Here is a 16,140-nt window from a genome sequence, read left to right on the forward strand (position 1 = left end):
CAATGTCATTAAGTTAAGAAATTCAAATACAATTCTGTATTTGGGTTTCTTTTTTTATGTGCTAAACTGATAGTTAAGGAGGTACTTCCTATGATAAAACAGATAAAAGCCCACTTGAATAAGAGTATTCAGAGTATCCTTGGTCAAAAAGTTGAGCTCGTCAAACAAGATGAACAGGCCTTTACTCGTAAAAGAAGGTTATCACTAGAAACCATGATTCGTACCATTCTGGGAATGGGAGGAAAATCACTGTCAAAAGAATTACTAGATGCTAGACTGACAGTTTCAAATTCAGCCTTTGTTCAAAGACGCTATCAGATAAAACCTGAGGCTTTCTATACCTTATTTAAAGAATTTACAGCACCTATTCCACTTAACACCAATCTTCCGATATTCGCTGCAGATGGGAGTGATATCTGTATTCCTCGAAATCCCATGGATACAGAAACCTCTATCCAAACCCAAACGGATGTTAAATCCTATAATCTCATACACATAAATGCCCTATACGACTTGACGACTGGAGTGTATAGAGATGTTTCTATTCAAGACAAACATACGCAACATGAGCGCTTAGCTCTGATTCAGATGATGAAGGCTTCTCCCTTTCGAGAAAGCTCTTGTTATCATGGATAGAGGCTATGAAAGTTACAATCTCATGGCTCATTTTCAAGAAAAAGGATGGCTTTATATCATCCGAATTCGAGATGGAAAACAATCCATGCGTTCCTCCTTCAACTTGCCAAATACAGAGTGTTTTGATCAAAACTTTTCTCTAAAATTATCACGAAAGCAAACCAATCAGCTCAAAAAACTTTATCGTGATTTCCCCAATGACTATCATTTTATTCCACACAATTCTACTTTTGATTTTCTTCCAGAAACAAGTCAAAAACATGACCCTGTTGAACTATACCAACTTCCTTTTCGTTTGGTGCGTTTAGAAGCGGAAGAAGGAAAATACGAAACTTTGGTGACAAATACAGACTATTCAGTCCAACAATTAAAAAATCTCTACGCCAGCAGATGGGGCATAGAGACTAGTTTTCGTGACCTGAAATACAGTATTGGCTTGGTCAATTTTCATGCCAAAAAGAAGGAAGGGATTCTCCAAGAAATCTTTGCCCGATTTACAAATTTTAACTTTTGTCGTTGGGTAACCTCGCAAGTTGCCATCGACAGTAGTCACAAAAAACAAAGATATAAAGTGTGTTTCTCAGATGCGACTTATGCCTGCCGTTTGTTTTTTAACGGTTCCCTTTCTTCTCTCCAGTTGAAAAACTACCTCAAGAAACAGTTATCTATTATTCGACCGAATCGAAAATATCCAAGAAAAATAAAGGCCCAATCGGTAATTGATTTCATCTATAGAGTAACATAAATCTCAAAAAATAGGGTGAAAAAACCTTTATTTGTTATGCAAAAAAAATAGAAGATAGGATAGAGAATCACTTTGATGATCTCAATCCTATCTCCTATTCAAATAGTTAGATTACTAACTTAATGACATTGGGACTTTACCAACTTCTTTTTCAATTGTTACATAATTTATATTATGTTATAAACTATCCAAGGCATTCTTTTGCTCATCATTAACGATATGGGTATACAAATCGGTAACTTGTGTGCTTGCATGTCCCAGCTGGTGACTGACCAAAACCTGTGATTTGGTTGCATCATAGAGACGAGTTGCAAGTGTGTGGCGTAGCTTGTGTGGCGTCACGCGGACTTTGAAGTCTTCTGAATACTTGGCGACCATTTTTTCAACACTTGAAGCGTCAATACGGTTTGGAACACCTCTATATAAAGTTAGAAAGAGAGCTGTATCAGTCTTTTCTGTCTTGTAACGTTTGTCTCGAATAGCAAGATATTGCTCCAGATAAGGCTTCGCAAAGGCAGCAACATTGACTGAATCTCGTTTTCCACCCTTACGAGTAACATCAATGACCATCATCTTGAGGTTGAGATCTCGAAGGTCCAGGTTAACCGCTTCAGAGAGACGGACACCAGAGGCAAGAAGGAGTGCTATAATGGCTAAATCTCTCTCTTTATTCTTATTAAATGAAGAGAGGGCGCGATTTGAGAGAGTTTTGGGGTATTCCTCATCTATATATTTCAAAAACCCCTCTGTTTCATCACCTAAAAAGAGCTTTTGCTTGATATTCTCAGCCCGTGCAGCCAATGTTTCTTTCTTTTTCTTGGTAGCAACCTTCTTCATGACATTGCGGTAGAAATAAGGTTCTCCTTGCTCATTTTCAACCTCTTCAGTCAAATACTTATAAAGACTAGAAAGTGCTGATAAAGTCCGGTTGATGGTTGTTTGGGAGACACCATTCTTTGTCGTATTAGCATTGAGTAAAGGACGTTCACGTAAGTAAAGAATAAAAGATTCCATGTCTTTCTTTGTCATATTCTCAAGTACATCTAAAGGTATATTTGCCATGGTGTCAGCATTCGATATACCAGATTCTAAAACCCAGCTGAAAAATCGATCGTATTCCTTTAAATATTCGTACAAGGTCGTAAAACTATAGGGAACAGCCAGTTTCGATTGGTAGTATTCCAGAACATACCAGGGCATGACTTGTTTGAGTTTATCAATACGTTCTAATAAGATCTCGCGTTTCATGTTTTTCTCCAAATATTTCTATACTAGTAGTATAGCATAGCCAGATATATTTTTCAAGAAAATTATAGTTTTTCGGAAAGATGTTACAGGAGATATATAGGATTGTCTTAGTAAAAAATAATAACCAAAAAAATTTTTAAGCCAATTATACTCAATTATGTACTTTATTTAAGTGAAAACTAAAATTTTTTTCAATTATCCATAATCCAAAAAGGATAAACCATTTTCAGCTCCAAAGTACACTTTAATCAAAAACCGACGTAAAAAAGCCCTATAGAACTGCTATCTTCTAGGGCTTTGGTGTATCCTTGTGCTACCTATTCGGCAATTTGATTATATTACGTGGGAGTTTATGTGTTAAAAACATATCTATATTCATATTTTATAACGTATTAAAACATAAAATATGTAACAATAGAAACAATAGAAAAGAATAAGAGGATTAACAAGATAAAAATAATTATTTTTTTCATAATTTATTAATAATACTGACCCTTAGGATACAGTATACTCCTTTCTAGGAGGAATTCTTATTACCCCTATCTTTATTATAGGCCTACAGCAATTTATATTCAATTATTTATATGTGAAAGTGGTTTCAGAATTTGAAATTTAAATTTTTTATTATACATTGATTATCATTGAAAATAATGTACAAATTAATTTCTCAGATTAGAGGATATTATGTACTAGAAAACATACAAAATACCACTCCAGAATAATGTACAAAACAAAAATAAAGTACACTCCTTAAAGAATGTACTTTATGCTTCTAATTCAGTTGTATCAATTGTTTAGCTCATGTTAAGTCAATTGTACATAAACTTTTAGTTTTGAAAAATCGCTTAAAATATGGTGAATCATTGCTTCATTGAACTTATAGTTTTAAAATTTTTTTAACTTCTACAGTATATTTAACCGAAAAACAAAAACTCGTTCTCATCATCTAGAGACCGAGTTTTTGTTTTTATATTGTTTTCATCTATAAGAATCTGTCGATTAAATAAATCTGAAAAATCTTTTTCTTAAATCATTATCCGATACAACATAACATAAATTATGTAAATTAATACTGTTATAAAAGCAAATCTTTTACTTTTCCAATTTCACTTTTTGGAATCACGAGATGAATCATATCCCCTAGATACATCCTTGTAGAACCATTAACTGTCTTACTTTTACCGTTATGTACTTGGGTTGTGATGAGGACATTATGAGGTAAATTGAGTTCGTGTACCTGTTTACCAGCTATTTTGTCTGAAACCGGGATTTCTATCAGTGTAACTTCTCCATCATCAGTTGCCGATTCTGGTAGCATTTTTTCCAACATGGCTTCATAGACGGGCGCCCCTTTTAGCAGATCCATAACAATATAGGCAACTAGGGTCACCATCCCTAATGGCATTAGATTGCGGATATCACCGACCATTTCCGTCACGAGAATCATTGCTGTCAAAGGTGCTTTTGAGATAGCCCCAAAATAACCACTCATTCCAAGAATTACAAATATAGGAAATTGCTGCTGGGTGACGAGTCCAAGATTGACGCAAATAACGCCTACTAGGGCACCAAGTAAAGAACCTAATGCTAAAATTGGTAAGAAAATACCACCTGGTAGTCCACTTCCGTAACTGATCATGCTCCAGATAAAGCGGATGATAAAGTAAAGTAAGAGAATTTGAAAACTATAATCTTGTTCTGTTAAGGATAAGACAACCTGATTACCTCCACCAAGTATTTGAGGTAGAAATATTCCAACTGGAATGATCAGGATAAAAGCAAGAATTGGATGATAAGCTTTATTAATGTTAAGCTTTTGGCCAACCCATTCATAAACTTTGCCTACATTCAGAACGGCTTTTTCATAAAGAAAACCTGAGAGTCCAAGAAAAATTCCCATCACCAGATAAATCCAATATTGATTCAAGCTCATGAGAGGGATATCATCTGGCATATCCAGAACGGGTGTTAAGCCGAAGATGAGAAGGGAAACAAAGTTTGCTACCAGACTGGCGGCCAAGGTAGAAACCCAGAAAAATCTTGAAAAATGGTGATAGACTTCTTCTACTACAAATAATAACCCTGCAATCGGTGCATTAAAGGCAGCAGCAAGTCCAGCAGCAGCTCCACTTGCGATTAAAGAACGCTCTTCTACTGGGCTAGATTTCAGCCATTTTGCAATTCCTTTACCTCCAACAGCACCTAGTTGAATACTTGGACCTTCACGACCGAGCATGAGTCCACTAGCAATCGCGAGAATACCAAGAACATATTTCTTCCATAGCACACTCCACCAGTTGAGTGACATGAGACCTTTTAACTCTGCTTCAACTTGAGGAATACCAGAACCTTTAATATCTTTTTCTGAGCGTGTTAATTTGGCACTAAGCAAGCAAATTAGAATATATAACAATAAAATGATCAATAGATTTCGAAGTAGATTTTCTTGGTCTAGATATAGTCCTTGAACGACATGAAAGCCTTTTTCAATCAAAAACCGAAAAGACCCAACAATAAGGCCCACGACTAATCCAACGATAATTCCTCGTCCTACTTGAGATAGAATTGTACTAGATGCGAAGGCAAATTCTTTCTTGGAACTAAGTGTTTCCGACTGTTCCTCCATAATTTTCTCCTTTAATTATCTTTTTCAGCTTCTGAAACGATCGTTTTAATCGGTTCAAAGCTTGTGCGATGAATGGGTGTAACACCGTGCTTTTCTAAACCTTCTAAATGTTTAGCCGTTCCATAACCAGCATTTTGAGAAAAATCATAACCTGGAAATTCCTGATCATAGTTTGCCATGATTTTATCTCTGGTAACCTTAGCAATGATCGATGCTGCTGCAATGGATAGGGAATTAGCATCTCCTTTGATGATGGATGTCTGAGAAATCGGCAAATCCAACTTCATAGCATCAATCAAAAGGTGTTCTGGTTGAGGGTCAAGCTGAGAGATAGCTTCTTTCATAGCTAGTTTAGTTGCTTCATAGATATTGACTTGATCAATGACTTGATTGTCCATAATTCCAATACCAATTGCTAGAGCATTGTCCTTAACGGCTTGAAAAATCTCCTCATGTTTTCTCTTAGGAATCTTTTTACTGTCATTTAAGCCTTTAATCTTACAATTTTTGGGAAGAATAACTGCTGCGGCAACAACAGGCCCAGCTAAAGGCCCACGTCCAACTTCATCTACACCTGCAATTAAGCTAAGACCTTGAGCGTAAAACTCTTTTTCATAGCTAAGCATGGCTTCTAAGCGGTGATTTTCATCAATTTCAGCTTGAATGGCTTTCTTACGCTTTTCAATTTCCTTTTGTACACCTGAACGAGAATCTTTTTCAAATTCCTTAAACAAGGGACTTTCAAGTTCAGTTATCTTTGCTAATTCTTCTTTTATTTCTTTAATCGTTGCCATTGAGGTCTTCCAATGTATCTAATGTATAGTTACCTAGTTTTCCATCACGAACTTCTTTGACGAAGAGATTGTAAAAGCGATCGTAATCATCACGGAAACCAAGGATACGAGTCATGTCCATGATAATTTCAGGAGCTTCATCGTCCAGATTCATTTGTTTAAAACGTTCTTGAAGCTTATCAGGATAATGTGTTTTAAAATAATTAAGCCCGAAGATCGTCACTTCATCCATTGGAAGCAACTGATCCTTGATCGCTCCTGTAAGGGCAAGTTTAAGAGCAACAGTTTCATCTTCGAATTTTGGCCAGAGAATCCCTGGAGTATCCAAGATTTCCAAATCTTTATTTGTTTTGAGCCATTGTTGGCCTTTTGTCACACCTGGTTTGTTACCAACGATAGCAATTTTCTTACCAGCCAAACGGTTCATCAGCGTTGATTTACCAGCGTTTGGAATACCGATTATCATGGTACGTAAGGTCTCGATTTGAATCCCACGTTCCTTTTGACGAGCTATCTTATCTGCCATGAGTTTCTTAGCAGCGTCCGTTACGACTTTTACCGTAATTTGCTCTTTAGAATTGATTGCCAGTGTTTGAATGCCTTGTGATTCAAAATGCTGACGCCATTCTTTTGTTAATGCTGGGTCTGCTAGGTCTGCCTTGTTCAAAATCAATAGTCTTTTTTTATCTCCGATGATTTTAGTCAGCATCGGATTTTGACTAGACAAGGGCAAACGTGCATCGACTAAAACTGTTACAAAATCAACGAATTTTAAATTTTCCTGAACCTGACGACGCGCCTTGGACATGTGTCCAGGAAACCATTGAATAGTTGCCATGAGAGTATAATTCCTTTCTCTTATTGGATTTGTATCTATTTTTACAGTTTCAAAAATTAAATACAAATCCTTTTTCTAAAATAAATCACTATCTTTTATTATAACATGATTTCTCGTATTTGACGCTTGATTCAATGCCGATTGTAAAATGTTTTCTAAGTAAATCAGTCACAAATAAAATTTCTCGTTGTCTAAAACGATTGAAAAATAATAGTGTTCACCATGATCTTTAACATAGTTGCTGATATATTTTTCTGTTTGAATAATGGATTTACTGCTATCAATGGTTGGATCTTGTTTCTCGTAATACCAATGATCATAAGTATGTTTCAATTGGCCATTCTTGTAGCAAAAAACATCCCCACCTAGTATAATTTGATTATTGGCTTTGAGATTATCAAGTAAGTCTGGGATTACTGAATAATCATAAGCGTATGCGTTGATCCCTATGTGATTTAAATTTATCCCTCTTGTATGTATATGTTCAAAATTCTGCTTCATAAAGTTCATTTCTCAAGTTTCTCTTGATAAGTAAAATCGATAACCACTTTGCAGTTGTTATCGATTTTAATGATTTTTAATCTTTTTCACCTAGCTTGCTGTTAATTGACATCATGATGCTTGCAATTTTTTCTCCCCAGTATGGATCTGATGCATAAAGAACATTCATCCCTGACGCTTTATTTCCAAGGTATGTTCTGCCATTATCGATGTAATTTTCGCGAATCCACTTGGCTGCACCTAAGATACCCTTATCAACATCATCAAAGCTTTTAGCTGAATCATATGGTGTTGTATCATAAGCAGCGATACCAAAGAAGTTATTTTTATCCTTAGCAATTTGGCTACGTCCCCATGAACTTTCAAGGGCGCTATGGGCGATTAGATAGAGAGCGTTGATCTGATAGCGTTCTTCAGCTTCTTTAAAGATTGCCCCCTTACCTGCCAGACGACTTCCCTTGATATTCATAAGAGAATAGACTTTATCTAATTCTTCAGCTGTGTAATTGCTTGGTTTTCTTAAATCTCTAAATAAGAAAGGATTTTCAACTGTAAAGTTTTCAAAGTTAATACCATCAGCTGAATAGTATTTTTTGCCAATCGCCATTGATGAACTGTGAGGTGCTACACGGATACTTGCGTATGGTGACAATTCGTGGTAGAGATAGTTACCATCAGTGGCATAGTGAGGAATAAAGTCACTATCAGAGTTGACCGCTACTAGATCACTCTTGTTCATATATCCTGAAAGACCTGAAATTTTGACTGGAAGTCGACCGTCTTTGGCTTCTGCATCATCAATCGCTACAATACTTCCTTGTGAAATATAGCTGAGTTTCTCACCAGAAGCGCTATATACATTTGCTGTAATTGGTTTTACTTTATAGTAAGCTGCTGTATCAGAAATCCATTTTCCATTGCTTTGGAAAGTATAGTCTTTCCCGTTAATGGTAAAGTTACCAGTTACATAAGCTCCGTCTTCTTTTAGATAATACCAAGCATTATAGTCCTTATCGAAAATCCATTCATTTTTGGCCATATAACCAAAAGGTTTGAGATAGTAAGAACCTACCCGTTGATTTTCGGCATAGGTGCCGTCTGATTTGAGATAGAACCAGCTCTTGAATTTTTCATCGAAAATCCATTCACTTTTGGCCATGGCTCCACTATCTTTTAGATAGTATTTCTCTTTCCATTGGCTACTTAACATGACACCGTCTTTATTAAAATAGTACCATGAATCGCTGATTTTCTCCCACTTGTCGCGAATAATTTTTCCTGATGCGGTAGCATAATACCACTTATCTTCGAGTTTTGCCCAGGCATTTTCTGCCATAGCTCCACTAGTCTTGAGAAGATAGTCTTTATAAATAGTAGCACTTAGCATGGCACCAGATTCATCAAATCGATACCATAGGCCATCAATTTTTGCCCACTTGTCACGATTGATTTTACCTTCTTGATTACCGTAGTACCATTTATCACCAATTTTTACCCAGCTATTTTCAGCTAAGACACCACTTGCTTTGAATAGATAATCATCGTAAACAGCATTGCTGATCATGATACCATTTTCATCGAATCGATACCAAACACCCGCTATCTTTTTCCAATTATTACGAGTAACTTTCCCGTCCTCAGTGGCATAATACCATTGGTTGTCAATTTTTACCCAAGAAGATTCTGCCAAGGCACCGCTATTATTCAATAGGTAATCATTAAAAATAGTATTACTAAGCATGATGCCATCTTGATTAAAATAGTACCAAACACCTGCTATTTTTTTCCAATTTGAAACGGGCTGATTATCCTCATAATAACGCCATTGGTTATTTTCTTTTTGCCAACCTTCTTTGTTAACTACTTCTACTACTGTTTCTTTTGAAGATTGTTCTTTGGTCTCTGGAGTTTGAGAAGTTGCTTTTTCAGCTTCGCTTTGATTTTTCTTCTCATTGCTTACTGTATTGGTAGCAATCTTTTCTGATGACTGAACATTATTGGTAGCTTGAGAATCCTCGGCATAGACGGTCGTTTTTGCAAAACCTGCCATAGAGAGGGCAACTGTACTTGCCAGCAATATTTTTTTCATTCTTTTCTCCTTACAAATACCTAGATTTTGTATTTGATGTTTCTATATATTGTGTAAAAAACAGTAATTATCCACTATATTATACAATATTCTGTCAAATATAAAAGCAGTAACTTTCAGAAGACAAGAACTTGTAATATTTTTAAAATATTTTAGAAATAAAAGTCAATAAAAAGTAGTCGAACACCATCTGAACGACTACTTTTTTATAAAATTATACCTGACTATAGACTTCTTTGCGATTTGTTTTAGTTGCTTTAGCAGAATTCTTCCAAAGGTTTGGATTGATGAAAATAGTGACGATTGCTAGTATTCCAAACCCAATCCCAACATACCAGTAGGGTGCATCCAAGGTTGTTGAGCGTCCAGAAAGATTGACAATCCCACGGAAAAGTGTACCCGCTGTAATAATCGCTACTGCCGAATTCCATAGATTTAGACTAATACGGGAGAAATGTGGGAGAACCTTGAGAAAGATTGCTAGTAGAATTCCTCCAATAAGAGGTACTGCAAATAAATAGTGCATATGAACAGAAGTTTCTCCAAAACTAAAAGCTTCGTAAATTCTAGAAAATGCAAAGAAGAAAATAGTAATTATTGTATAAGAAATGATCGTTTTTTTCCCAAATTAGTAACCAATGTAGACAATGTCACTCACCGCCCTTTCTGAAATTTTGTTTCCACCAGTCGTTGGTTTATTGATAACCTGACCGTTGAAGTAAAGTGTAGATGATCCACCACCATCAAGGTTATAGGCTGTTTTTGCTCCATAAGATTTCATGACCTCAGCAAGCTGATAAAGAGAGAGTCCTTCACTTTCAGAGGTACGTCCATCTGAAACCACGATGATATAGTGGTTTTCATCGATAATACCAATAGCTGTACGAGGATTTGAAGCCATGGCCTGTCCTACTTCTGTATTGGTATCAACTGCAATCTCACCATTTTCGACCAAGTCTGGTCCAAAAGCCAAGAGATTGACGACACCGTCGTTTACTAGTTGCTCAGCTGAGATCTGATCTTCGTAAATAACCTTGAAAGAGCCGTCTTTATAAATAGCTAAGTCCCCATTACTAGAATCTTCACGAACAGTATCACGATAAACAACTCCATTACGGATAACATAGCCTGTAGAGTTTGCTCCATAGTAGTCCCCATTTACCGCTAAAATGGCATTGTTGTCAGCTGCCGTAACAGAGGTTTTTGCAGTTACGTTAGTTCCGTAGGCATTTTGAGCAAAGGCAGTTTTCAGATAATCTGATGAGCTCAGAGTAATATCAGCAACGTAGACTTGGGTATTATTGACCGTCGTTTCAGACAAATTGACAGTAATATTGTCATCTTTATAACTAGAGTCAGTGACAGTAGCTGTTTTAGCAGCTTGACTTGCTGCTGCAGCATTGGAACTTGTGCTAGTTGTTGCAACTGTCGAGATAGTTTCAGCGAGGACAAAGGTCTTTAGCATTGAGTAACTAAAGGAGCCTGTCAAGAGTAGGCCAAGAACTGAGGCGTAAGCATAGCGTTTCTTTAAAAATTTCATAATACAGTTGATGTCCTTTCTTTAAAGATGAATTTCTTCTGAACTGTCCAAGAAACAGCGAAGAGAAGGATGCCGACGATAACTTTAGCAATCAGAAGGTTGATACCAAAGACTGTAAAGAAGAGACGAATCAGTAGCGTGTCTAAGATAAAGAGTCCGACTGCTAGACCAAAGTATCCCATCCCTGTTTTCACAAGGCTATCGTCATTTTTAAAGACTAGTTTCTTATTTGTAGAATAGTTGAAAATAGAGCTAGTCACACGAGCTACTCCGTTTGCTAGAAAGATTCGTAGACTCGTCGGAACTGTCGGCAAAATCAAGATTGCTAGGGCGTAAACGACATAGTCTACAACAAAGCTACTGAGAGATGATAAGGCAAATTTAAAGATATTTTTATAAATCATGAGCCCGTCTTGGATTGGACGGAAGTGTGAAGCCTCATTATCGTTGATATAGACAGTTTCAATAGGCACTTCTAGAATCTCGTATTCTTTTGTTGCTTCGAGCAACATATTCATTTCATATTCATAACGTTGGCCTTCAATCTTAAGCATAAACGGTATCAAGTTTGTCGTAAAAGCACGAAGACCTGTCTGCGTATCTGTTACTCCTACTCCTGTTTGAAGCTTAAAGAGAGCTTTGGTTAAGCTGTTACCAAAACGGCTACGAAGGGGAACTTTTCCAGAAAAGGCACGTACACCCAAGATTAGCTTGTTTGGATTTTCGGAAGCTTTATTAGCCGTGCGGAAAATATCCCATACCTTGTGCTGTCCATCCGCATCTGCTGTGACAACCGTACCATAAATGTTTTGTTCTTGGATATAAGTAAAGGCTGTTTTTAGAGCCTGCCCTTTACCTTGGTTCACTTGGTGACGGATGACAGTAGCAAATTGTTTTGCTTTATCAAAGATTTTTTGGCACTCTGATGAACTGCCGTCGTCTATAACTAAGATATGAAAATCACTCTTTTCGTGAATTTTTTCGATGAGTTTGATAAGTTTATTATCTGGTTGATAAGCTGGAATGACTATGTAGTTCATATCGATACCTCTTTCTTTGATGATGGTATAACTATACAGAACATCGCTTAAAGATACCTTATATCAGGTTTCTTTAAGAAAAAGTTTAAAAAACTTTAAGCTTTAAAAAGGACTTATCACTTAATAAGAAATTTAGTTTGAATTTTCAGATAAAAATAAATATACAAAAATCTAAAAAATTAAAGCCTATTTTGTATGGAGATTTACTATAGAAAAATAGTTGGCTACAGGCTACACTAAAAAGCCATCCAATTTGGATGGCTTTTTATAAAACTATCTACTTAGCTCTCTGATTTTTTACTTTTTTTGAAAAGTGAAATACCAAAGATTCCAGCTATAATAGCAAGAAGATTCATAGCTGATGGTGACTCAGAAGTTCCTGTATTTGGTAACTGATCTTTTTTAGGAGCTACTTTTTGCTCAGAAGATTGAACTTTATCTTGTTGAATAGGTTTCGGAGCTGGTTCTGGATTTGGTTTTGTAGTTGGCTCTGGATTTGGTTTTGGAGCTGGCTCTGGATTTGGTTTTGGAGTTGGCTCTGGATTTGGTTTTGGAGTTGGCTCTGGATTTGGTTTTGGAGTTGGCTCTGGATTTGGTTTTGGAGCTGGTTCTTTCTCATACTCATAGATAACATGAGTTGTTCCTTCTTTTAGCTCACCTGTTTCGGGAGCAGAAGTTGAAGAAATTCCAACTAGATTGTATTTTTGACCATCTACAGTGATAGAAGACGGACGCTCATCTGTGTTCTCACCAGTATTATAGGTCACAAGTTTTCCATCAGATCCATAAATAGAAGTTAATGGTGTGTCTTTATAAGTTTTCTTAATAGATTGATTTGTTCCCTTAATAACATAATCCACCACTACATCTCCATAATGAAGCGTAGAAACATCTTGGTCAGCCATATCTTCAAATTCTGAAGCGTAGTATTTGACATCAGGATTGTATTTCAAAGTAAAAATTTTAACATAATTAAAGAAAGTTTCAGGATTAATATTGATATCGTGTGGAATAGTTGTCCAATCACCATTATTTGGTGTGATGTAAGTATTTGAATTTGCAACCGACTTAATTAAATGATTATTTTGCACATAAGAGTCATCAACTAAACTTGGATTACCTAGAGCACCATAAGTCACTTCTCCTTTACTATTTGCATAATACGGTTGATAGAGAGAATATTCCTCTAAATGTTGACAACCTTCTTCATAAGAGCTGATTCCACCTTCTTGACTACATTTCCATTGAAATCTAACATCAATTGGTAAGTACTTAATCTTCTTAGCTTCTTCCAAAGGTACAGTTACTGACATATGAAAAGCTATTGATCTAAGTGTTTTAGAACTGACAGCATATACGTTAACAGTTCCATCACCTAAGTCATCATCTTCCATATTAACAATAGATGGTTTCTTTCCAGTTGCTAGTTCTTCCGCAGTTGGAATAACTGATGAATTTGAGTTTAAATTAGATTCAGGATTAGGATCTGCAATAATCTCATCTCTAGTAATTTCTTTCATTGGAACATTAACAGATACTGGATTTTCATTAGCATCACGTGTTCCAATCAAAGTGAAATCGGCCTTCGAACCTGCAATTTTAGGAATACGAATACGAATATCACGGACTGTTTGGCCGCGATCACTTGAGTGCATTCCCTTAAAGGCCACAGTGTAATTGTAGACCACACTTTTACCATCTTCAGTAAAATGTGCTGGAAGTCCTTCAACATTGACGTAACCACCCTCATCGATAATATTATTATGCTTAGAAGTATCTGTCTCTGTAGTATGTTGAGAAGATGCTTCTGTAGTTTCTACAGGCCTAGTTGAATTTTCAGTAGTTGTTACTTCTACTTTTGTTGAACTATCGCTAGAGTTTGATATCTCAACCAACTTGTCACCTCTTATAGAAGAGTTTTCAGACTCTGATGAACTAGTAGTACCTAATGTCACAGAAGTGTTTGCTACTTCACTTAATTTTTCATCAGCTTGAACTACTGACTGTGAAACCAAATTTAGAGCGAAAACAGACATTGTGATAATGCCAAATTTAGTGAGTTTTTTCATACACCTTTTCTCCTTATATGAAAGGGGATAATGCATAAGCAAAATCCGATAGATTGATAATATTTTCACATATATTATACAATGTAGATGCTTAATTTGCAAACGATTGGTTAATAAATCAAGAAATATTACATGTTTTTTTAGAAAAAGAGAAAGATAATTCAATATTGAATCTTAAAGTATAGAAAAAACCGAATTAATACTCCTCTATTCTATTTTCGCTCTTAATCTTTCAACAAAGAGATAGGCTGCGGGGCAGGTTAGGGTATTTTTAATAGTAAGATTATTGATTTGGTAAATCTTCTTACGGTCAGTATGTGGAAATTCACGACAGGCTTTGGGACGGACATCGTAGATGGAACAGAGATTATCGCCTCCTAAAAATGGACAGGGCATAGATTTGAAAACCTTATCTCCATCCTCGTCTACCTGCAAAAACTCAGCTTCAAAGGCTGGCAATTTCATTTTAAAATACTTGGCAATACGTGTGATATCTGCTTCTTTAAAGTCTGGACCAAGACTCTTGCAGCAGTTAGCGCAGGCTGTACAATCAATTTCATTAAAAACTTCTTGATGGATTTCAAGCGCAATTTTATCTAAATTTTTAGGAGCTTTCTTCTTTAGATTTCCTAAAAACTTACGATGCTCTTTTTGTTTTTGCAAGGCTAGTTGGTGATAATATTCGATATCGATTTCTTTTGACATAGTTTCTTTCTAATTTTTAATGTTGATACAAATATTTTTATTTTATACATAAATAATATTATGTAAAATGATTTAGAGACATAATTTTAACAATAATGAGTCTATCCATTCAGGACGAAAACTACCGCTATACTATCATTCTTTCTAAAAAAGGTTTGATGCAGTTGGTTAAAATGCCTTCTATCCAAGATTTTTGTGCGGACGATAGATTCTCCGCATCTAAACATTCCTTTAGAAAATCACGTACCTGATCAGGTGCTATTTCAAATTCAAAAGCCTTCATTTTGTAGAAAAAGTCAAACAAAGTGTTAGAGAGATAGTCAGTTGAAAATGGAATTACTCCAGTTTTTCGATACATGGTTAGAAGTCTCGAGAAGCGAGCTTTTTCTTCAGGTATATCCTTAAAATAAGAGTTAAGTAACCAGACTTGCTTTTGTTTTCTTTCAAGAGGATCTTGACTAGCAATGCGTTGATCCTTTTCAAGTTCTCTTTGGTACTGTTTTGATTTTAAAGAACGTTCTGCACGATTTTTTCCAAAGAGAATTTTTTCCCACTGGCGCTCTTCTAGTGTCAGTGTTTCGCTCAATCCAAAGTAATCCTGATAGGCACGTTCAGCTGGTCCCATTGCTAGAACCAGGTTATCCGCGTATTGTTTAGCAATCTTGTCTCGCTTCTTTCGCTCCTTTTCAGCCTTGATGCGAAGTTCCCGCTCATAGTCAATTTTTTCTTTTCCTAGTTTAACAAGATAGAGTTGATCGTCAGATTTTCCAAGTAGAAAGGGTTTGATAAATTTTTCAAGGACTTCTTCCATACGAGCTTTCTTCAAAGGCTCTGCCTTACTCCAACTTCCACCTTGAAAAACTTCCAAAAAGAGTTGATAATCCTTTTCTGGTGAAAATTGATTGCCTCGATTTGACTTAAAAGCTCCCTTTTCCCATAGCCAGTTGATCAGTCGCTCATCAAAATCCGTTTTATTAACTCGAATGGCTTCTTTTTTCTGGGCCTTTCTGGTTAGATTTTCAAGCTTTCTGAGAAGTTTTTCTTCCTCTTCTAGCTGTTGATCTAGGCTAATTCTTTGGAAATGACGCACACAGTCACTCCCAATGGGAAAAAGTCGTTTGCCAGTAACTCCGTTAAAAAGTTCATAAGCATACTTAATAGCATTACCGCAGACACAATTGCTTCGACCGATTCCATTAAAAATCAAGGAAACTTCACTCCATTCTTTGGTAGCTTGTTCCCAAGTATCGGCTTTAGAGGCCTCTAAAACTGCATCATATAAGTTTTTTCTAACAGGAATGGACATGAT

The 16,140-nt window shown here is 36.1% G+C and carries 12 protein-coding genes and 1 pseudogene; 1 reads left to right on the forward strand and 12 read right to left on the reverse strand.

The window, feature by feature from the left end:
* Positions 1-90: 90 nt before the first annotated feature.
* Positions 91-1,381 (forward strand): annotated as a pseudogene (locus TZ96_RS10520) (IS4 family transposase).
* A 177-nt stretch (positions 1,382-1,558) separates the two neighbouring features.
* Here TZ96_RS10520 and xerS read toward each other — a convergent pair.
* The 12 genes from xerS to TZ96_RS09565 all read right to left on the reverse strand — a co-directional run bounded on the left by xerS (position 1,559) and on the right by TZ96_RS09565 (position 16,137).
* Positions 1,559-2,629 (reverse strand): tyrosine recombinase XerS, encoded by a 1,071-nt coding sequence (gene xerS / locus TZ96_RS09510; RefSeq protein ID WP_045763872.1) that lies wholly within the window; start codon positions 2,627-2,629, stop codon positions 1,559-1,561.
* 1,075 nt (positions 2,630-3,704) lie between these two features.
* A complete protein-coding gene (locus tag TZ96_RS09515; RefSeq protein WP_045763873.1) occupies positions 3,705-5,255 on the reverse strand; it encodes a ClC family H(+)/Cl(-) exchange transporter in 1,551 nt (516 codons plus the stop codon).
* 11 nt (positions 5,256-5,266) lie between these two features.
* Positions 5,267-6,049, reverse strand: a complete 783-nt coding sequence (locus TZ96_RS09520; protein ID WP_045763874.1) for a ribonuclease HII — start codon at positions 6,047-6,049, stop codon at positions 5,267-5,269.
* The gene (ylqF, locus tag TZ96_RS09525; protein ID WP_045763875.1) at positions 6,036-6,887 is read right to left on the reverse strand and encodes a ribosome biogenesis GTPase YlqF; all 852 of its coding nucleotides are present in this window, start codon (positions 6,885-6,887) and stop codon (positions 6,036-6,038) included. Before ylqF ends, TZ96_RS09520 begins: the two co-directional genes overlap by 14 nt.
* Positions 6,888-7,055: 168 nt before the next feature.
* Entirely contained in the window at positions 7,056-7,397 is a 342-nt protein-coding gene (imm40, locus tag TZ96_RS09530; RefSeq protein WP_045763876.1) for an Imm40 family immunity protein, read from the reverse strand.
* Positions 7,398-7,464: 67 nt separating this feature from the next.
* Positions 7,465-9,477, reverse strand: coding sequence for a glucosaminidase domain-containing protein (locus TZ96_RS09535; protein WP_045763877.1), 2,013 nt, complete (start codon positions 9,475-9,477; stop codon positions 7,465-7,467).
* A 214-nt stretch (positions 9,478-9,691) separates the two neighbouring features.
* Positions 9,692-10,090, reverse strand: coding sequence for a hypothetical protein (locus TZ96_RS09540; RefSeq protein WP_241768510.1), 399 nt, complete (start codon positions 10,088-10,090; stop codon positions 9,692-9,694).
* A 15-nt stretch (positions 10,091-10,105) separates the two neighbouring features.
* Complete coding sequence (locus TZ96_RS09545; RefSeq protein WP_045763878.1) at positions 10,106-11,017, reverse strand: phosphodiester glycosidase family protein; 912 nt, start codon at positions 11,015-11,017, stop codon at positions 10,106-10,108.
* A complete protein-coding gene (locus tag TZ96_RS09550; RefSeq protein WP_045763879.1) occupies positions 11,014-12,057 on the reverse strand; it encodes a bifunctional glycosyltransferase family 2/GtrA family protein in 1,044 nt (347 codons plus the stop codon). The genes TZ96_RS09545 and TZ96_RS09550 overlap by 4 nt, the downstream gene beginning before the upstream one ends.
* Before the next feature lie 281 nt (positions 12,058-12,338).
* On the reverse strand, positions 12,339-14,126 hold the full coding sequence (locus tag TZ96_RS09555; protein ID WP_045763880.1) for an LPXTG cell wall anchor domain-containing protein: 1,788 nt from the start codon (positions 14,124-14,126) through the stop codon (positions 12,339-12,341).
* A gap of 207 nt (positions 14,127-14,333) precedes the next feature.
* The gene (locus TZ96_RS09560; RefSeq protein ID WP_045763881.1) at positions 14,334-14,831 is read right to left on the reverse strand and encodes a YkgJ family cysteine cluster protein; all 498 of its coding nucleotides are present in this window, start codon (positions 14,829-14,831) and stop codon (positions 14,334-14,336) included.
* Positions 14,832-14,958: 127 nt separating this feature from the next.
* A complete protein-coding gene (locus TZ96_RS09565) occupies positions 14,959-16,137 on the reverse strand; it encodes a hypothetical protein (RefSeq protein WP_045763882.1) in 1,179 nt (392 codons plus the stop codon).
* Between the last annotated feature and the right edge of the window lie 3 nt (positions 16,138-16,140).

The sequence above is a fragment of the Streptococcus infantis genome, from assembly GCF_000963255.1.
GTDB lineage: Bacteria > Bacillota > Bacilli > Lactobacillales > Streptococcaceae > Streptococcus > Streptococcus nidrosiense.